13 protein-coding genes and 1 pseudogene are annotated in these 18,824 nt (G+C 73.3%); 9 read left to right on the plus strand and 5 right to left on the minus strand.

Annotation, left to right across the window (positions count from 1 at the left end; translation table 11 throughout):
* Positions 1–319: 319 nt before the first annotated feature.
* Positions 320–706 (minus strand): guanyl-specific ribonuclease, encoded by a 387-nt coding sequence (locus AC5WRT_RS36240; RefSeq protein WP_496097838.1) that lies wholly within the window; start codon positions 704–706, stop codon positions 320–322.
* Positions 707–1,076: 370 nt separating this feature from the next.
* Here AC5WRT_RS36240 and AC5WRT_RS36245 point away from each other — a divergent pair, with 370 nt between their 5' ends.
* Complete coding sequence (locus AC5WRT_RS36245; RefSeq protein ID WP_496097839.1) at positions 1,077–2,261, plus strand: cytochrome P450 family protein; 1,185 nt, start codon at positions 1,077–1,079, stop codon at positions 2,259–2,261.
* A 65-nt stretch (positions 2,262–2,326) separates the two neighbouring features.
* On the opposite strand, the gene AC5WRT_RS36250 is transcribed toward AC5WRT_RS36245, so the two are convergent.
* A complete protein-coding gene (locus tag AC5WRT_RS36250) occupies positions 2,327–3,349 on the minus strand; it encodes a Gfo/Idh/MocA family protein (RefSeq protein WP_496100984.1) in 1,023 nt (340 codons plus the stop codon).
* A 130-nt stretch (positions 3,350–3,479) separates the two neighbouring features.
* Here AC5WRT_RS36250 and AC5WRT_RS36255 point away from each other — a divergent pair, with 130 nt between their 5' ends.
* The 5 genes from AC5WRT_RS36255 (at position 3,480) to AC5WRT_RS36275 (ending at position 11,657) form a co-directional block, all read left to right on the plus strand.
* Positions 3,480–4,217 (plus strand): GntR family transcriptional regulator, encoded by a 738-nt coding sequence (locus AC5WRT_RS36255; protein ID WP_496097859.1) that lies wholly within the window; start codon positions 3,480–3,482, stop codon positions 4,215–4,217.
* Between the two features lie 242 nt (positions 4,218–4,459).
* Positions 4,460–5,605, plus strand: a complete 1,146-nt coding sequence (locus AC5WRT_RS36260) for an ROK family glucokinase (RefSeq protein ID WP_496097841.1) — start codon at positions 4,460–4,462, stop codon at positions 5,603–5,605.
* On the plus strand, positions 5,602–6,183 hold the full coding sequence (locus AC5WRT_RS36265) for a sugar kinase (protein ID WP_496100985.1): 582 nt from the start codon (positions 5,602–5,604) through the stop codon (positions 6,181–6,183). Before AC5WRT_RS36260 ends, AC5WRT_RS36265 begins: the two co-directional genes overlap by 4 nt.
* A gap of 96 nt (positions 6,184–6,279) precedes the next feature.
* A complete protein-coding gene (locus AC5WRT_RS36270) occupies positions 6,280–9,123 on the plus strand; it encodes an SCO1167/SCO6262 family helicase (RefSeq protein ID WP_496100986.1) in 2,844 nt (947 codons plus the stop codon).
* 932 nt (positions 9,124–10,055) lie between these two features.
* Positions 10,056–11,657, plus strand: coding sequence for an SWIM zinc finger family protein (locus tag AC5WRT_RS36275; protein ID WP_496100987.1), 1,602 nt, complete (start codon positions 10,056–10,058; stop codon positions 11,655–11,657).
* Between the two features lie 80 nt (positions 11,658–11,737).
* Here AC5WRT_RS36275 and AC5WRT_RS36280 read toward each other — a convergent pair whose 3' ends face one another.
* On the minus strand, positions 11,738–12,262 hold the full coding sequence (locus AC5WRT_RS36280) for a transglycosylase SLT domain-containing protein (protein ID WP_496097845.1): 525 nt from the start codon (positions 12,260–12,262) through the stop codon (positions 11,738–11,740).
* A gap of 529 nt (positions 12,263–12,791) precedes the next feature.
* Between AC5WRT_RS36280 and AC5WRT_RS36285 the strand changes: the two genes are divergently transcribed.
* A complete protein-coding gene (locus AC5WRT_RS36285) occupies positions 12,792–15,422 on the plus strand; it encodes an MFS transporter (protein WP_496097847.1) in 2,631 nt (876 codons plus the stop codon).
* 159 nt (positions 15,423–15,581) lie between these two features.
* Here the strand turns inward: AC5WRT_RS36285 and AC5WRT_RS36290 are convergent, their stop codons facing one another.
* Entirely contained in the window at positions 15,582–15,839 is a 258-nt protein-coding gene (locus AC5WRT_RS36290; protein ID WP_496100988.1) for a hypothetical protein, read from the minus strand.
* A gap of 33 nt (positions 15,840–15,872) precedes the next feature.
* Complete coding sequence (locus AC5WRT_RS36295; protein ID WP_496097848.1) at positions 15,873–16,538, minus strand: TetR/AcrR family transcriptional regulator; 666 nt, start codon at positions 16,536–16,538, stop codon at positions 15,873–15,875.
* 156 nt (positions 16,539–16,694) lie between these two features.
* On the opposite strand from AC5WRT_RS36295, the gene AC5WRT_RS36300 reads away from it, so the two are divergent.
* Both AC5WRT_RS36300 and AC5WRT_RS36305 read left to right on the plus strand, forming a co-directional pair.
* A complete protein-coding gene (locus AC5WRT_RS36300; RefSeq protein ID WP_496100989.1) occupies positions 16,695–17,648 on the plus strand; it encodes a fumarylacetoacetate hydrolase family protein in 954 nt (317 codons plus the stop codon).
* Positions 17,649–17,906: 258 nt separating this feature from the next.
* Positions 17,907–18,767: pseudogene (locus AC5WRT_RS36305) on the plus strand (AMP-binding protein); the annotation flags it as partial.
* Positions 18,768–18,824 lie beyond the last annotated feature (57 nt).

Consider the following 18,824-nt stretch of genomic DNA (forward strand, 5'->3'; position numbering starts at 1 on the left):
TCGTACTGGATGTACGTGGGTTTGTGCCCGGTGCGGCGAGTGGGGGCACCTCCCCCGCCCTTGAGGCAGTGGGGGAGCGTGCCGGGGTCGCGACGGGGCGAACGTTGCCTGTTGCGGCACTAGTTGACTCTTCTAGGGCCCGTCTGACAACGACGAAACGTCGCCCTCGCCGTGGGCGGGCGACGGCCGCGGGATGGGGGTGCGGACCCACCCGCTCGCCCCACCCGCCGCCGCATGAAGCCGTCCGGCCGTCGAACGCCGGTGCGCGCGCCCTGCCGGGCACGCGCACCGGGAATGGTTTCCGCTGGACTGCCGGACTTCAGCAACCGAAGTCGATGAGGTCGAACGTGGCGTAGTGGTCGGAGGTGTAGTAGTCCTCCTGGTACTGCTCACCGGTGACGATGCGGCGCGCGCCGCGGGTGGGGGAGCCGGGCGTGATCACCGTGTACTCGTGGTAGTACCCGGAGGGCTCGCCGGGCAGGACGCCTTCGCGGTTGGAGAAGACGGTGCCGTCCTGCGAGTACGGGAAGGGGCCGCCCTGGTCGATCAGGTCCAGGGTGTCGTACGCCTGCGAGGGCAGGTCGCCGTAGCAGATGCTGCCGGCCGCGGCGGACGCCGGGGTGGCGCCGGCGGTGCCGCCGACGAGGAGAGCGGACAGGACGGCGGCCGCGGCGCCGAGACGAGTGATGCGTGGGGGGAACCTCATGGCCTCATGATGACGCGCGTAGAGAATGGCATGTCAATGTCAATCACGGAGAGTTTCCCGGCAAGTCCGCGGAGTTTTCGCGGAGTTAACCAGGGGCACGGCGTCCGCGCGCCGCGGACGGCCGACGGCGTCGCGACGTGGCGCACGGAGCGGGCGCCCGCTCGTGGACGCTGCCCCGCCGCCGGATCCGTGCCTCGGATCCGTGCCGAGGAACACCCCGCCCGCAGAGGCCGGCGCCGAGGCCCGGACATGCGCGCGTGCCCGGCCGAAGTCGACTTCTCGGCGACGACGGGCACCAAGCTCGCACGCCGCGCGTTGTCGGAGTACCGGGAGGATCCCGGTGGCCTCGGGGGCGTCCGGAAGGGGAGCGATGGGCGGGCAACACGTGGTCGAACTGGCCGAGTTCGAGGAGGCACTGCGCACCGATCCGCATCCGGTGTACGCCCGGCTGCGCGAGCAGGGCCCCGTGCACCGGGTCCGGCTGCCGGGCTGGGCGGACACGGCCTGGCTGGTCGTGGGGTACGCGGAGGCGCGCGCCGCCCTCGCCGACACCCGGCTGGCCAAGGACACCGACAAGATCGGTGTGACCGTCACGGACCGGGAGATGATCGGCCAGCACCTGCTCGCCACCGATCCGCCCCAGCACACCCGCCTGCGCGGCCTCGTCACGCGCGCGTTCACGATGCGCCGGGTGGAGCAGCTGCGCCCGCGCGTCCAGCAGATCACCGACGAACTGCTGGACGAGATGCTCCCGGCCGGCCGCGCCGACCTCATCGCCTCCCTCGCCTACCCGCTGCCCATCACCGTCATCTGTGAACTCCTCGGTGTGCCGGGCATGGACCGCGAGGAGTTCCGCAAGACGTCCACGGAGGTGGTCGCCCCGACCACCGAGGAGACGGGGTACGAGGCGGTGGTCCGTCTCGGCGCCTACCTCACCGAACTGATCGAGGACAAGCGCGCCTGCGGCCCCACCGACGACCTGCTCAGCGATCTGATCCGCACCACCGCCGAGGACGGCGACCGGCTCTCCGCGCAGGAGTTGCGCGGCATGGCCTTCCTGCTGCTGATCGCGGGCCACGAGACCACCGTCAACCTCATCGGCAACGGTGTCCACGCGCTGCTGACCCACCCGGACCAACTCGCGGCCCTGCGCGCCGACATGAGCCTCCTGGACGGCGCCGTCGAGGAGATGCTGCGCTACGAGGGCCCGGTACAGAGCGCCACCTACCGGTTCGCCGCCGAACCCCTGCAGATCGCCGGAGCGGCCATCGAGCGGGGTGCCCACGTGGTGATCAGCCTCACCGCCGCCGGACGCGACGGCGCCCGTTACGCGCAGCCCGACCGCTTCGACATCCGCCGCGACACCCGCGGCCACCTCGGCTTCGGCCACGGCATCCACTACTGCCTGGGCGCGCCCCTGGCCCGTCTGGAGGGCCGCACCGCCGTCGGCACCCTCCTGCGCCGCGCCCCCGCCCTCGCCCTCGACGGGCCACCCGGCGCATGGCTCCCCGGCCTGCTGATGAGAGGCGTCCGCACACTGCCGGTGCGCTGGTAGGTCCGGGGCGGGGTGCGCCGCAGGCCCGCGGGGTCCTGCGCTCCGCTCCGACGGGTGCCGGCCGGTCAGCCCGCGGACGCCCGCGCCCGGTCCGGGATCTCCGCCAGCGCCACCGGGCGCCGCTCCCGCCGGGAGACCTCGCAGGCCTCCGACACGCGCAGTGCCTGCAGGGCCTCATGGCCGTCGCAGGGGTTGGGACGCGCGCCGCGGATCACGTCCACGAAGGCGTTCAGCTCGGCCTCGTACGCCGGGCCGAACCGCTCCAGGAACCCCGGCCACGGCTTGTCCGCGGGCGGGGGCCCGGTCGGCTCGGTGGACGCGAGCGGCGTACGGTCGTCCAGCCCCACCACGACCGTGTCCCGCTCCCCGGCCAGCTCCATGCGCACGTCGTAGCCGGCGCCGTTCAGCCGGGTCGCCGTGGCCGTGGCGAGCGTGCCGTCGTCCAGCGTGAGCAGCGCCGCGCCCGTGTCGACGTCACCCGCCTCACGGAACATCACGGGCCCGGCGTCCGACCCGGTGGCGTACACGTCGGTCACCTCACGGCCCGTCACCCACCGCAGCACGTCGAAGTCGTGGATCAGCGTGTCCCGGAACAGCCCGCCGGACAGCTGCAGCCAGTCGGGCGGGGGAGGCGACTGGTCGCACGTCAGCGCGCGCACGGTGTGCAGCCGGCCCAGCCGCCCCGAGTGGACGGCCTCGCGGGCACCGACGTATCCCGCGTCGAAGCGCCGCTGGAACCCCATCTGCAGGATCGTGCCCGCCGCCTCCACCTCGGCGAGCGCCTGCAGCGTGCCCGGCAGGAAGAGCGCGATCGGCTTCTCGCAGAAGACCGGCAGGCCCGAGCGAGCTGCCCGACCGATCAGTTCGGCGTGGGCGGACGTCGCGGTGGTGATCACCACCGCGTCCACGCCCCAGGTGAAGATCTCGTCCACTCCCGGCGCCACCGTCTCGCCCAGCCGGTGTGCCAGACCCTGCGCCCGCGCCGGATCCGCGTCCGTCAGGATCAGCGATCCGACGTCGCGGTTCCGGCTGAGCGTCCTCGCGTGAAGGGTGCCGATGCGGCCCGTACCGATGACCCCGATGCGCATGGAAACAAAGTGGGGTCGGACCCCGCGCCCTGTCAATGCGTATGTCCGGACAATCGGACTACACAACTTCCCGTCAACCGGCCACGGGGCTACGCTCGGGCCCGTGCCGAAACCTGATGTGGACCCCACCGTGTCGCTCGACCTCCATGTGGACCGTAGCTCCCCGGTGCCGTTGTACTTCCAGCTCTCCCAGCAGCTGGAGGCGGCCATCGAGCGCGGCGGCCTCACCCCGGGCAGTCTGCTCGGCAACGAGATCGAGCTGGCCGCGAGGCTCGGCCTGTCCCGGCCGACCGTCCGACAGGCCATCCAGTCCCTGGTCGACAAGGGGCTCCTCGTGCGCCGCCGCGGCGTGGGCACGCAGGTGGTGCACAGCCAGGTCAAGCGCCCGCTGGAACTGAGCAGCCTGTACGACGACCTGGAGGCGGCCGGCCAGCGCCCCGCGACCAAGGTACTGGTCAACACCCTGGTGCCGGCCTCCGCCGCGGTCGCCGCCGCGCTCGGCGTGCCCGAGGGCGGCGAGGTGCACCGCGTCGAGCGGCTGCGCCTCGCGCACGGCGAGCCCATGGCGTGCCTGGTCAACCACCTCCCGACCGGCCTGCTCGACCTGGACACCGACCAACTGGAGGCCACCGGCCTGTACCGGCTGATGCGCTCCGCCGGGATCACCCTGCACAGCGCCCGCCAGTCCATCGGGGCGCGCGGCGCCACCGCCGCCGAGGCCGAGCGGCTCGCCGAGGACGAGGGCGCGCCGCTGCTCACCATGCAGCGCACCACCTTCGACGACACCGGCCGGGCGGTCGAGTTCGGCGACCACATCTACCGGCCCACGCGCTACTCCTTCGAGTTCCAGCTGCTGGTGCGGCCCTGATGCCGACCCGGGCTTCGTCACAATGTCCGGACATTAGCAATTGCACACGGGACGAGACGACCCTGGACGAGCTGACCCGCCAGATGGCGGGCGGAGCCGACCTGGAGGCCCTGAGCCACGAACTGCAACGAAGCTGAGGGGCGCGCGGCCCACCGACACGTCCCGCGCCGGCCACGCGCGCCTGCCTCCCTCTTCGCTCCCGTACGCCACCTGTGTCCGCGGTGAGGCAGAATCGACGCACGATGAGCACCTACCGCGACCTCACCGCCCCCATCGGCTCCCGCAGGGCCCCCGTGCTCCGTACGGTCGGCACCAGGGAACGCCGCTCCCACCTGACCGCACCCCGGGTGCCGACGGTCGGCATCGACATCGGCGGCACCAAGGTCATGGCGGGCGTCGTGGACGCCGACGGCAACATCCTCGAGAAGCTCCGCACGGAGACCCCGGACAAGTCCAAGAGCCCCAAGGTCGTCGAGGACACCATCGTCGAACTGGTCCTCGACCTGTCCGACCGGCACGACGTGCACGCCGTCGGCATCGGCGCGGCCGGCTGGGTCGACGCCGACCGCAACCGCGTCCTGTTCGCGCCCCACCTGTCCTGGCGCAACGAACCGCTGCGCGACCGCCTGAGCGGCCGCCTCTCGGTGCCGGTCCTCGTGGACAACGACGCCAACACCGCCGCGTGGGCGGAGTGGCGCTTCGGCGCCGGCCGGGGCGAGGACCACCTCGTCATGATCACCCTCGGCACCGGCATCGGCGGCGCCATCCTGGAGGACGGTCAGGTCAAGCGGGGCAAGTACGGCGTCGCGGGGGAGTTCGGGCACATGCAGGTCGTGCCCGGCGGGCACCGCTGCCCGTGCGGCAACCGCGGCTGCTGGGAGCAGTACAGCTCCGGCAACGCACTCGTCCGCGAGGCCAGGGAACTGGCCGCCGCCGACTCCCCGGTGGCCTACGGGATCATCGAGCACGTCAAGGGCAACATCGACGAGATCACCGGCCCGATGATCACCCAGCTGGCCCGCGAGGGCGACGCCATGTGCGTCGAACTGCTCCAGGACATCGGCCAGTGGCTCGGCGTCGGCATCGCCAACCTCGCCGCCGCCCTCGACCCGTCCTGCTTCGTCGTCGGCGGCGGGGTCTCGGCCGCCGACGACCTGCTCATCGGCCCGGCCCGGGACGCCTTCAAGCGCCACCTCACCGGCCGCGGCTACCGCCCCGAGGCCCGCATCACCCGTGCCCAGCTCGGCCCCGAGGCCGGCATGGTGGGCGCCGCCGACCTGTCCCGGCTGGTCGCCCGCCGGTTCCGCCGGGCCAAGCGCCGCCGGGTGGAGCGCTACGAACGCTACGAGCGGTACGCCCAGGCGCGCCGCGACCGGGACACCGCATGACCGCCTCCCTGCCCCGCCAGGCCGCCCCGCCGAACCAGCCGCGCCACCCCGCCGAGAACCCCCGGCACAAGGCCAGACGCCGCGCGCTCACCCTGCTGATCATCGTCCTGCTGATCGGCGTCCCGGCCGGATACCTGGTGATCTCCGCGAACCAGAGCCGCAACAGCGGCAAGGACAAGGAGGCCAAGTACTCGGCGACCGGTCTGACCCCGGGCTGGCCGTCGAAGGTGCAGCGCCGCCTCTACCAGGTGACCGTCCCGCACCCGGCCGACGACATCGCCTGCTACGAGACGAACAACTGGAAGACCAGCCGCCTGTACGTGCAGTTCCGCACCAACGGGGCCGGTCTGGACGCCTTCCTGCAGACCATGGGCACGCGCCGGGACGAGCTGGAGAAGGGCGACATCGCCATCGGCGCCCGGGACCAGAGGGTCAGCGGCTGGCGTTTCACCGGCACCGGCCCCTGGTGGGGCCTGACCCACGCGCAGAAGAACCCGGCGCCCAGCCAGGACGTGGTCGTGAACATGTCCGACCCGAACAACCCGGTGGTCTACGTCGTCTCCCGCACCGTCCCCTGACCCGTGGGCCACGGCCGCTCCGGGACCGATTGTCAGACCCCGCCCGTAGAGTCGAAGACGTCTGATCCGGCACGGGGACGGGAGGTGGCAGGACGTATGAGCGCAGGGGGCACGGCAGCACCGGCCGGGCGCACGGGTGGCTCTGTGCGGGCCGGGAACCCGGTCCCGGCGCGCCTGGCGTCCGTCTACCTTCCGGCGCCCCTGCCGCGCGAGGGCCGCGTCGCCTTCTGGGACCCCGACGGCGGGCCCGTCGAGGGCGAGACCGCCGAGCTCACGGTCGTACGACGGCACGGCACCGGGGTGCGCCGCCGGCAGGTGCCCGCGCTGACCCTGCCGCTCGCCGAGGCCCTGCCCCTGCTGGTCCGGGCCCGCCGCGACCCGGCCGCCCATCCGGCCACGGCCTGCTGGGGTGCGGCCGCGCTGCACGGGCTGCGGCTGGTCGCCCGCGGCCGCCTGCTGCCCGGCCTGACCCCGTCCGGCCACGACGCCTGGCGGGCCGGCCCGCTGGAGCCGGAGGACATCGCCCACCTGCGCGCGGTCGCCGCGGCCCTGCCCCCGGAGGGGCACGCGGTGCCGCTCGCGGACCCCGGGCCGCTCCGGCTGCCCGAGCCGCAGGCCCTGATCCGCTCCTTCCTGGACGCGGTCGCCGACACCCTGCCCCGCACCCCGGCCGCCGTGCACAGCGCCGGCCGCCCCTTCGCCGCCCGGGAGCCGGTCGCACTGCCCCGGGCCCACGACTGGGCGGCCGAGGTCGCCGCCGGCATGGACGCCGGCGTGCGGATCTCCCTGCGCCTGGACCTGTCCGCGTACGACGTCTTCGACGCGGGCGCGAGCGACGGCGCCCGTGCCGCCGGAGCCGCGATCGTGCAGGTGCACAGCCTCGCCGACCCCACCCTGGTGGCCGACGCGGCGGCCCTGTGGGCGGGGGAGGCCGACACCGCGTTCGGGCCCCGCGCGCGCGTGGACGCCGCCCTCGCGGTTCGGCGCGCGGCGCGGGTGTGGCCGCCCCTGGAGCGGCTCGCCGAGCAGGAGGCGCCGGACGTCCTCGCCCTGTCCGAGGAGGAGCTGGGGGAGCTGCTCGGCGTCGGAGCCACCCGCCTGGCCGCCGCCGGCGTCGCCGTGCACTGGCCGCGGGACCTCGCCCGTGACCTCACGGCCGCCGCCGTGGTCCGCCCGGCGCCCGGCTCGGCCACCGACGGCACCGGCTTCTTCGAGAGCGAGGAACTGCTCCAGTTCCGCTGGCAGTTGGCGCTCGGCGGCGACCCTCTCGGCGAGGCCGAGATGGACGCCCTCGCCGAGGCCCACCGCCCGGTCGTACGTCTGCGGGACCGCTGGGTGCTGGTCGACCCGGCTCTCGTCCGCAAGGCCCGCAAACGGGAACTGGGTCTGCTAGACCCGGTCGACGCGCTGTCCGTCGCGCTCACCGGTACCGCCGACGTCGACGGCGAGACCGTCGAGGCAGTCCCCGTCGGTGCGCTGGCCGTTCTCCGCGACCGCCTCACGGCGGGCCTGCGCCCCGCCGACCCGCCTCCGGGACTGAACGCCACCCTCCGCGACTACCAGTTGCGCGGACTCGCCTGGCTGGACCTCATGACCTCCCTCGGCCTCGGCGGCTGCCTCGCCGACGACATGGGCCTCGGCAAGACCGTCACCCTCATCGCCCTGCACCTGAAGCGCGCCCGCACCGAGCCGACCCTCGTGGTCTGCCCGGCCTCGCTGCTCGGCAACTGGCAGCGGGAGATCAGCCGGTTCGCTCCCGGCGTCCCCGTCCTCCGCTTCCACGGCCCGGACCGCACCCTGGAGGGCGTCGACGGCGGTTTCGTCCTCACCACCTACGGCACCATGCGCTCGGCGGCCGCCCAGCTGGCCGACCGCCCCTGGGGCATGGTCGTCGCCGACGAGGCCCAGCACGTGAAGAACCCGTACTCCGCCACGGCCAGGGCGCTGCGGACCATCCCGGCCCCCGCGCGCGTGGCGCTCACCGGGACCCCGGTGGAGAACAACCTCTCGGAACTGTGGGCCCTGCTCGACTGGACCACCCCCGGGCTCCTCGGCCCCCTGAAGTCCTTCCGCGCCCGGCACGCCCGCGCGGTGGAGAACGGCGAGGACGACGAGGCGGTCGAGCGACTGGCCCGCCTGGTCCGCCCCTTCCTCCTGCGCCGCAAGAAGTCCGACCCCGGCATCGTCCCCGAGCTGCCCCCGAAGACCGAGACGGACCACCCCGTACCCCTCACCCGCGAGCAGGCCGCGCTGTACGAGGCGGTGGTGCGCGAGTCGATGCTGGCCATCGAGACCGCCGAGGGCATGGCGCGGCGCGGCCTGGTCCTGAAGCTGCTGGGCGCCCTGAAGCAGATCTGCGACCATCCGGCGCTGTACCTGAAGGAGGACGCGCACCCCGACCGCCTGGTCCACCGCTCCGGCAAACTCGCCCTGCTCGACGAGCTGCTGGACACCCTCCTCGCCGAGGACGGTTCGGCGCTCGTCTTCACCCAGTACGTCGGCATGGCCCGCCTCGTCACCGCCCACCTGTCCGCCCGTGCGGTCCCGGTCGACCTGCTGCACGGCGGTACGCCGGTGCCCGAGCGCGAGCGCATGGTCGACCGCTTCCAGAGTGGCGAGACCCCGGTCCTCGTCCTCTCCCTGAAGGCGGCGGGCACCGGCCTGAACCTCACCCGCGCGGGCCATGTCATCCACTTCGACCGCTGGTGGAACCCGGCGGTGGAGGAACAGGCCACCGACCGCGCCTACCGCATCGGCCAGACCCAGCCCGTCCAGGTCCACCGCCTGGTCACCGAGGGCACGGTGGAGGACCGCATCGCCGAGATGCTCACCGCCAAGCGCGCCCTGGCCGACGCCGTCCTCGGCTCCGGTGAGGCGGCCCTCACCGAACTCACCGACCGCGAGTTGTCCGACCTCGTCTCACTGAGGAGGCCGTCGTGAACGCCGGGGAAGGACGCCCGGCGGACGCCGCCCGCCGCGCTCTGCGAGCCGCCAGGGGGCGGGGCGAGCGGGTGGGGGAGGACCGGACCCGGGTCGAGCGTGCAAAGGAGCGTGGGCCGGTCGATCCGGCCGGGCCTGTGGAAAGGGGGGGAGGGGCAGCGGCTCGGCCGGTGGCGGCATCCGGCAGCGGGTCGGCGGCGGACGCGTCGGGAAGGACGGCGCCGGACGGCTCGGGGACGGGCCCGTCCGTGGGGGCCGTCCCCGACTCCGGCGTGCCGGACGGCGCCCCCGGCGCGGCGGGGGCCACCGGCTCCGGGGCCGGGGAGGCGGGGGAGCCGGTGGGCGAGGCCGGGCCGGCGGTACGTCCTGAGGCCGCGGGGCCGGGAGAGGCGGCGCGCGCGGCGCTCAGGGCGGCGCTGTCGGCACGGCGCGGCGATGACGAGACCGCGGCGGCTGCGCGGGGCCGGGGCGCGGGCGAGGTGCGGTCGCCGGCCGCCCGAACACCGTCCGGCACGTCCGTCCCCGGGGAGAACGACACGCTCGAGAAGGACACGCCCGAGAGGGACGCGCCCGAGACCGGCCGAGCGATGGAGAAGGACGCAGCGGCGAGACATACGGCCGGGAAGGACACGGCCGGGACCGGCACATCCGGCGCCGGCCCATCCGGGAGGGGCACAGCCGGCAACGACACGGCGGGGCCGCGGAACCGCCCTGCCGACATCGCCCGGGAAGCGCTGCGTGCTGCCCGGCGGCAGGCGTCGCACGCCGAGGCCGAGGACGCCGCCCATGGGCGGACGGGGGCGGCGGAGCCGCACGGACGGCCTTCGGCCCGAGCGGCTGCGGGCAGCTCAGGCCCCTCGGCGGCGCGCACCACGCCGGCGTCAGAACGAGGCTCCGCCGCACGGTCCGCCCGGCTCAGGGCGGTCCAGGACATGCGGCGCTACCTGGCGACCGCCTTCCGGATGCCGACATGGCCCGACCCGGAGGAGGAGCGGCACCCGCACGCCGCCGGCACCACCGGGCCGGGGCCCGCGACGGCGTCCCCGCAGGCCCCCCGCGCCGTCTCCGCAGGGCCGGACCAAACGCCCGCAGAGCCGACGTCCCCTCGCACGCGCCTCACCACGGCCGGGCCGGCCACAGCCGGCCGCGCCATCGCACGCACCCCGGACCCGGCCCCGACCACCCCGCGCACCGCGAACCAGGACTCCGTGACGGATCCGGCCCCGGCCCCAGGCCCCACCAACGCCGCCCCGCCCCCGCACCTGCCCACCACCATGGCCACCCCCCACCGGGACGGCGAACTGCGCCGCACCTTCCCGGAGTTCGCGCCGCGGCAGGCCACCGAGGCGGAGGCGCCGTTCGCCGGGACCTGGTGGGGGAACGCCTGGGTGGACGCGTTGGAGAAGGGGGCACTGGATCCCAAGAGGCTGGCGCGGGGCCGGGGTTACGCCGACCAGGGGCACGTGGACGCGATCACGGTGGCCCCGGGGCTCGTGCTGGCGTACGTCCGCGGGAGCCGTCCGCGTCCCTACCGCGTACAGGTGCGGGTCCGCACGCTGGAGGACGAGGACTGGGCACGCTTCCTGGACGCCGCCGCCGACCGGCCCGGCCACATCGCCGCGCTGCTCGACAGGGAACTGCCCCAGTCGCTCGCCGACTGCGGCGTGCCGCTGCTCCCCGGCCCCGGCGATCTCGTGCCGCGGTGCAGCTGTCCCGACTCCGGGCACCCGTGCAAGCACGCGGCCGCGCTCTGCTACCAGACGGCACGACTGCTCGACGCCGACCCCTTCGTGCTGCTCCTGCTGCGCGGCCGGGGCGAGCGGAGCCTGCTCGACGCGCTGTCCCGGCGCAGCGCCGCCCGCGCCGCCCGGGACCGGCGGCCCGGGACACTGCCCGGCATCCGCGCCACCGACGCCCTCGCCCCGCGTGGACTGCCGCCGCTGCCGCCGCCGTTGCCGGTGCCCCCGCACCCCGAGCAGCCCCCGGCGTATCCGGTGGCGCCCGGCGGCCCGGACCCCTTCGCGCTGGACCAGCTGGCAACCGACGCCGCCGTCCGCGCCCACGCGCTGCTCACCACCGGACGTGACCCGGTGGGGGAGCTGACCCTGTGGCAGGACGCGGTGCGCCTGGCCGCGGCCCGCCCCGGCTCCGGCCTCACCGCCGCCACCCGCACGCTCTACGCCACGCTCGCCACGGCCGTCGGCCGTACCCCGGCCGACCTCGCGCGGGCCGTCGCCGCCTGGCGGCAGGGCGGCCCAGCGGGTCTGGCCGCCCTGGAGGAGCCGTGGGACCCGCCGGCCGGCCGCTTCGACCGGGCCCGGCCGCTGCTGCTCGCCGCCGACCTCCCGGCCTTCCGTCCCTGGCGCAACCGGCTCACCCATCCGCGCGGCCACGTCCAGCTCCGCCTCGGCCGTGACGGCCTGTGGTACGCCTACGAGTCGGAGCCGGGTCGGGACGACTGGTGGCCCCGCGGCACCCCCGACCTGGACCCGGTGGGCGCGCTCACCGGCCTGGGCACCCCGGACGACGTCTGACCGGCCGTGCACGCGAGAAAGCCGGTGCCGGCAGCGGTGGTCGCTGCCGGCACCGGCCTCGCGGTGCCTGGACGCCCGGCTCAGTAGGCGGAGTTGACGTTGTCGATGGAGCCGTAGCGGTGGGCCGCGTAGTTGGCGGCCGCGGTGATGTTGGCCACCGGGTCGGTGACGCTGTTGGCGGTGCCGGCCACGTGGTAGGCGTGGAAGGTCGGGTCGATGACCTGCAGCAGGCCCTTGGAGGGGGTGCCCTGCTTGGCGTTGACGTCCCAGTTGTTCTGGGCGTTGGGGTTGCCGCCGGACTCGCGCATGATGTTGCGCTTCAGGCCCTCGTAACTGCCGGGGATGCCCTTGGCCTTCATGATGCTCAGCGACTGCTTGATCCAGCCGTCGAGGTTGCCGGCGCCGGCGGACTTGACCTTGGCGGCGGTGCCGGCGTCGTGCGAGGAGGCCGTGACCACCGAGGAGGCGGGCACCTGGTTCGCTTCGGCGGCCTGTGCGGTGGCCGGCATCAGGGTCAGGGCGGCAGCCGCGGCGCCGGTCGTGGTGATGCCGGTGAGAGCGAGCGTACGCAGGCGGGCGATGCGGGTGCGGGTGGTCTTGGCCATGCGGAAGTAACCCTCCAAGGGGGGAGACATCGGGGTGGTGCCGTCGTGAGCGGCGCGGATCCGACGGAGTCCCGTTCGGTTCCATCGCTCCCGGCGACGACAGCAATAGTTAGCGGCGGGTCGGGTCCGGCGCAATGATGTGACGTACTACGCAATTACGGAGCAATGTCCGAAATAAGCGCTTTTGAAGTTATCTGTGCAGCTCAAACCGGGGGAGGCACTACGACCGCGCTTAGGATGTGATCTGCCTCCTATGGGTGGCATCACACGCACACCCCGGTTTTCAGGGGTTCCGCGTCGCCGCGCGAGGGCAAAACGGCGTTCCTTGCACCCCGACCGGCGTGGGCGGAGCGGGCGGTCCGCGGCAGGATCTACACTCAGTTGGTAGCCGCAAGCAACGGAACGTGAGCGACGGCCGCCCCACTCGGCCGCTGAAGCACCTCGACGGCGACCTGGTCGCCCGCATGTACACCAGCCTCGGAGCCGGGCCGCGCCCGGCCGGCGAGGCGAGGCAAGGAGATCCGCACGCATGACCACGTCCGCGTCCCCGGCCCGCGGGGGAACCGAAGCGATATCCGCGCCGGCGCCGGCCGGCCGACTGACGCATCGCCAGATCATGACGATCCTCAGCGGCCTGATGCTGGGCATGTTCCTCGCGGCGCTCGACCAGACCATCGTCAGCACCTCGATCCGCACCATCGCCGACGATCTGCACGGCCTCAGCGCGCAGGCGTGGGTCACCACCGCGTACCTGATCACCTCGACGATCAGCACGCCGCTGTACGGCAAGCTCTCCGACCTCTACGGCCGCAAGCCCTTCTTCCTGGCGGCCATCACGATCTTCATCGCCGGCTCGGCGGCCTGTTCGTTCGCCACGTCGATGACGGAGCTGTCCGCCTTCCGGGCCTTCCAGGGCATCGGCGCGGGCGGCCTGATGTCACTGGCGCTGGCCATCATCGGGGACATCGTCCCGCCCCGTGAGCGCGCCCGGTACCAGGGCTACATGCTCGCGATGTTCGGCTCCTCGAGCGTGCTCGGCCCACTGATCGGCGGTTTCCTCGCGGGCCGCAGCAGCATCCTGACCATCGCCGGCTGGCGCTGGGTGTTCCTGGTCAACGTGCCGGTCGGCATCGTCGCGCTGTTCGTCGTCGCCAGGGTGCTGAACCTCCCGCACACCCGGCGCGAGCACCGCATCGACTGGTGGGGCGCGCTCACCATCGCCGTCGGTGTGGTGCCGCTGCTGCTCGTGGCCGAGCAGGGCCAGGACTGGGGCTGGACCTCCACCAGGGCCTACGTCTGCTATGCCGTCGGCGTGATCGGCCTGCTCGTGTGGGTCCTCGTCGAGCGCACCATGGGTGAGGAGGCCCTGATCCCGATGCGGCTGTTCCGCAGCGCGGTGTTCAGCAAGATGAGCCTGCTGTCCGTGCTCATCGGCATGGGCATGTTCGGCGGGATGATGATGATCCCGCTGTACCTGCAGATCGTGAAGGGCGTCAGCCCCACCCGCTCCGGCCTGCTGATGCTGCCGCTGATGGTCGGCATGATCGCCGGCACCGTCGTCGTCGGCCGGGTCATCCAGAAGACCGGCAAGTACAAGGTCTTTCCCGTCATCGGCACCCTGCTGATCATCGCCGCCATGCTGCTGTTCCACTACCGCGTGCAGTGGGACACCGCCCTGCCGGAGACCATGGCCTACATGGCGCTGTTCGGCATCGGCCTGAGCGGATGCATGCAGATCCTCACCCTGGCCGTGCAGAACGCCGTCGAGCCCAGAGACATGGGTGTCGCGACCGCGTCGGCCACCTTCTTCCGGCAGATGGGCGGCACCGCCGGTACGGCCGTCTTCCTCTCCGTGCTCTTCAGCACTGTCGGTGACAAGATCAGCTCCGCGTTCCGGACCGCGTACCGGACGCCCGCCTTCCAGGCCGCGCTCCACGACCCGGCCGTACGGGCCGACCCCGTGAACAAGCCGGTTCTGGAGATGTTCAAGCACCCCGCGGCGGGCGGCGGGAGCGGTTCCGGCGTGCTGAACGACTCCTCGTTCATCCAGCGGCTCGACCCGCGCCTGGCCGAGCCGTTCAAGGTCGGCTTCACCGATTCGATGCAGCTGGTGTTCATCATCGCGGCGGCCGTGATGGTCCTGGGCTTCCTGGTCGCGGTGTGGACCAAGGAGGTGCCGCTGCGCAAGGTCTCCGGGCTGGAGGCGCGCGCCGCGGAGGAGGGCTCCGCCGGCCCGGCCGCCGAGCCGACGGCCACCACGCCCGCGGCACCGGCCGCGGCCACGCACGCCGAGCCCGTCGCCTCGGACCGCACCGACGCCGAGTCCGCCGCCGACGCACCCCAGCCTGCGCAGCCGGCCGGTGACCGCTTCGCGCCCGCCCGCGGCACCGCGTCGTACGGCGTCCACGGGCGCGTGCTGGACGGCACGGGCGCGCCGGTGCCGCAGGCCGTGATCACGCTGATCGACGTCGGTGGACGGCAGCTCGGCCGCGCCGTCAGCGAGGTGGACGGGGCCTACGCCCTGGACGTCACCGGCCCCGGCACCTATGTGCTGATCGGCGCCGCCGGTTCCCGCCAGCCACAGGCCGTCACGGTCCTGGTCGGTGACGGGCCGGTCGAGTGCGACCTCGCGCTGAGCGGCACCGTCGCCCTCACCGGCACGGTCCGGGACGCCGTCGAGGGACACCCGCTGCCGGGTGCCCTGCTGGTCGCCACCGACGTGCGCGGCGAGGTCGTGTCCTCCGGCACCTCGGCCGCCGACGGTGCCTTCGTCCTGGCCGACCTGGTCCCCGGCGGCTACACGCTCGTGGTGAACGCGTCCGGACACTGCCCGGCCGCCCTCCCCGTCGAGGTCGCGCCGGGGGCCACGGAGCCGTACGAGGTCCGTCTGGAACCCGGCGCCCGGATCAACGGTGTCGTCAGCACGGCCACCGGCGGCCCCCTCCACGACGCCAAGGTCACCCTGCTGGACTCGGCGGGCAACGTGGTCGGCACCACCATCACCGGCGCCGACGGCGCGTACGGGTTCACCGACCTGGACACCGGCGAGTACACCGTCATCGCCAGCGGCTACGCCCCGGTCGCCGCGTCGCTGCACCTGGACGGCAGCGGTGCCACCGACTTCGATCTGGAGCTGTCCCACGAGGACCAGCCCCGCTAGGGACCGACGCCGCGCCACCAGCCCCGCCGGGACCGCCCGGCGGCGCTGGTGGCGCACGGACCGCCGGTGCCCTCAGCGCCCGGTCCCGGTGCCTGGAGGGGACCGGGGACCGTCCGGTCACGCCGAGCTGGAGCGACAGCGGCAGCGTGTGCCGGGCAGTCATGCCGGGAAGGTGTGGCAGTGGATGCGCGGTCCGCTGCCGCCGAAGGTGACGGTGGTGCCGCTGAGCACGAGAATCCCGACGGTGTCCGGCACACCGGCGCCGTTCGCCGGCCGTACCACCGTGCGCCGGCAGGCGCCTTCACTGCCTGCGGCCGGCGATCGCCGCCTCGGGGGGATGCGCCCGCTCGGCTGGAACATCGACTGCGAGCGGCCCGGCGTGCGGACGATCGACAGCCGCTCACGGGCGCTGGTCACGTCCGCATGCGTCGCCGATCTTGCTCACCATTGTCAGGTCCGGGGCAGCGATGGCAGGGGTCGAGTGGCGATCCTATGTGCTTCGGCGCGCGTCATGCCGAACATGCGCAGCAGGCGGAAGGCCAGCTGGTCGGAAACGTGCGCGGCATCGAGGTCCGGGCGGGTCTCCAGTAGGTGGAGCACTCCGAGCAGGGCGCCGCCGACCATGGCGACAGAAGTGCGCGGGTCGTCGATGTCGAGCCGTCCGGTGTCGGCGGCGGCCCGCAGATCCCGCATCGCCTGCGGTGCCAATCCGCTGTCGGAAGTCAGATAGGACGTGCCCGTACGGACGAGGATCCTGGCGATCTGTGGGTGGGTGCGCTGCAGTCGGCCGGTCAGGCGGACGCTGGCGGCGAAGATCTCCGCGGGGTCCTTCAAATCTCCAACAACGGATTCCAGGAGTGCGCCGTGTTCCTTCAGGGTGAGGGCGACGGCCGCGTCGAACAGCTCGTCCTTGCTGGTGAAGTGGTTGTAGAAGGAGCCGAAGCCGACATCCGCCGCCTCGGTGATCTCCTGGATGCTCACGTCGGTCCGCCCCTGGTCGGCGAGGAACCGCTGCGCGGCGGCGATCAGCGCGGCACGGGTGCGCGCCTTGCGTCGGTCCACGCGGTTGGGCGTGCGGCTGGGTGTGGTGGCCCTGCCCTGTCGATCAATACTCATCTCTCCACCGTGCGTCAGTGCATCAGCTTTGATTGTTACGTCACGACTGACAACTGTTGACGGGATCGTCATCTGGACTGATTCTCTCATCACTGCTGACTGGAGCTGCTCGCGGGAGCCTTCCGGTCGGTGCCTGTCCAGGACTCAGGAGAGCCGATGAGTATCCAGGTCGTCCGCACCACAGACGGCTGGTGGGTGGAGAGCGGCACAGGACGGCTGCACCGCGTCGACACCGGCGCGGGCACCACCGCCGGCCTGCTCGCCGACCGTTCCGCCGTGCAGCAGGCGGCTGCCCGCGCCACGGGCGACCCCGACGCCGGGGTTTCGGTTGGAGAGGCCGAGCTGCTGTCGCCCGTCACCACGCCCTGCCGGGTGGTGGCGCAGATGGTCAACTACCGTTCCCACGCGGTGGACTCCGGATTCGACCCGGACACCGTTCCGCCAGCGTTCTTCCGCAAGGCGTCCGGGTCCGTCAGCGGGCCCTACCAGGACATCGAACGTCCACAGCACGTGCGTTTCCTGGACTACGAGGTGGAGCTCGGGCTGGTGATGGGTGCCGATCTGCCGGTCGGTACCGAGGTCACCGACTCCACCCTGCCGGCGTTCGTCGCCGCGCTCGTCGTCGCCGACGACGTCAGCGCCCGGGATCTGCAACTGACCAAGACCCAGTTCTACGAGGCCAAGTCGTACCCGACCTTCACGCCGCTGGGCCCCCGGCTGCTCCTGGTCGACGCCGACGACCTGGCCCGTCTGCCGGACCTTCGGCTCACCCTCCGGGTCAACGGGGCCACCCGGCAGGACCGCACCACCACGGAGATGATCGTCCGGCCCGCCCGCGCCCTCAGTCTGCTCGCCCGCTTCCAGCACCTGCAGCCCGGTGACGTCCTGCTCACCGGAACCCCCGGCGGCACCGCCCTGAAGTCGCCGGGCAGGCTCCTGACGACGCTTGCCGCCCTGCTGCCCCCGCACAAGCGCCGGCAGAGGTTCTTCGCCCGCCAGCAGGCGAACCCTCACTACCTCAAGGACGGCGACGTCGTGACGGCCCGTATCGCGACCGACGACGGCGCACTCGATCTCGGCGAGCAGCGCACGGTGGTGCGCGCCCGCTGACGGCTCCCGGTCCGCCCCGCCCGGGACCGGCCGGCCCGGCATCCCCGTACCGGGCCGGCCACCTGAACCCATCCCTCACCCTGCAAAGGCGCACCGGTGACACGCACACCCACCGACCTGCTGTGGCCCGCCCCCGACAGCAGCGCGGACCTGTCCGCGATCGAGGCCGTACCGCTGCACGAGCGCGGCCAGCCCGCCACCACCTACGACACCCTGCTGCGCGCCGCCCGCCTGTGGCCCGACCGGTCGGCCCTGACGGTGCTACCCGATGCCGCCCGCTTCCTGCGCCCCGCCACAGCCACCTTCGCGCAACTGCGTGACCAGGTGCATCGCACCGCCAATCTGCTGGGCTCTCTGGGCGTCACCCGCCGGGCCGCGGTGGGCCTGCTCGCGCCGAACACCGCGGAGCTGCCCGGCGCGCTGCTGGCCGCGCAGGCAGTGGGCGTCGCCGCCCCGGTCAACCCGGGCCTGGCGTCCGAGCACGTCGAGCAGTTGCTGCGGCGCAGCGGCGCGCGGGTGCTCATCGCCGCCGGTCCGCAGCTGGATGCACAGGTGCGGGCCACGGCCCGGCAGTTCGCCGTGGCCTTGCGGCTGGACGCTCTGCTGGCACTGACCCCCACCCCGGCTGACGGCCCCGCGCCCGCTCTGGACCCCATCGAGGGCATACGCGTCGGCCACCTCACGGAGCTTGCCGCGTCCCATCCCGCCGACCGGCTGGTGGACACGGAGCCTCCGGCCGCCGACGACCTGGCCGTCTACTTCCACACCGGCGGCACCACCGGCATCCCCGAGCTTGCCGCCCATACGCACGCCAACGAGGTCGTCGACGCCTGGATGGTGGCCTCGAGCATTCCTCTCGACGCGGACTCGGTGATGTTCGCAGCGCTGCCGTTGTTCCACGTCAACGCTTTGATCGTCACCCTGCTCGGCCCGTTGCTGCGCGGCCGGGGAGTGGTGGGGGCCGGGCCGCTGGGCTACCGCGATCCCGAGCTGTATCCGGTGTTCTGGAAGCTGGTGGAGCACTATCGCATCGCCGCCATGTCCGGCGTGCCCACCGTGTACTCCGTCCTCGCCCATGTCCCCGTCGACGCGGACATCTCCAGCATGCGGTTCGCCGCCGTCGGCGCGTCCCCGCTGCCGCCAGCCGTACGGGAGTCCTTCGAGGAGCACACCGGT

Source organism: Streptomyces sp. NTD91, from assembly GCF_059510455.1.

Coding starts and splice junctions, on each gene's coding strand:
- AC5WRT_RS36270 (WP_496100986.1), top strand. CDS start 6,280: ATGAGCGCAGGGGGCACGGCAGCACCGGCCGGGCGCACGGGTGGCTCT.
- AC5WRT_RS36265 (WP_496100985.1), top strand. CDS start 5,602: ATGACCGCCTCCCTGCCCCGCCAGGCCGCCCCGCCGAACCAGCCGCGC.
- AC5WRT_RS36280 (WP_496097845.1), bottom strand. CDS start 12,262: ATGGCCAAGACCACCCGCACCCGCATCGCCCGCCTGCGTACGCTCGCT.
- AC5WRT_RS36295 (WP_496097848.1), bottom strand. CDS start 16,538: ATGAGTATTGATCGACAGGGCAGGGCCACCACACCCAGCCGCACGCCC.
- AC5WRT_RS36240 (WP_496097838.1), bottom strand. CDS start 706: ATGAGGTTCCCCCCACGCATCACTCGTCTCGGCGCCGCGGCCGCCGTC.
- AC5WRT_RS36275 (WP_496100987.1), top strand. CDS start 10,056: ATGCGGCGCTACCTGGCGACCGCCTTCCGGATGCCGACATGGCCCGAC.
- AC5WRT_RS36245 (WP_496097839.1), top strand. CDS start 1,077: ATGGGCGGGCAACACGTGGTCGAACTGGCCGAGTTCGAGGAGGCACTG.
- AC5WRT_RS36260 (WP_496097841.1), top strand. CDS start 4,460: ATGAGCACCTACCGCGACCTCACCGCCCCCATCGGCTCCCGCAGGGCC.
- AC5WRT_RS36285 (WP_496097847.1), top strand. CDS start 12,792: ATGACCACGTCCGCGTCCCCGGCCCGCGGGGGAACCGAAGCGATATCC.
- AC5WRT_RS36300 (WP_496100989.1), top strand. CDS start 16,695: ATGAGTATCCAGGTCGTCCGCACCACAGACGGCTGGTGGGTGGAGAGC.
- AC5WRT_RS36250 (WP_496100984.1), bottom strand. CDS start 3,349: ATGCGCATCGGGGTCATCGGTACGGGCCGCATCGGCACCCTTCACGCG.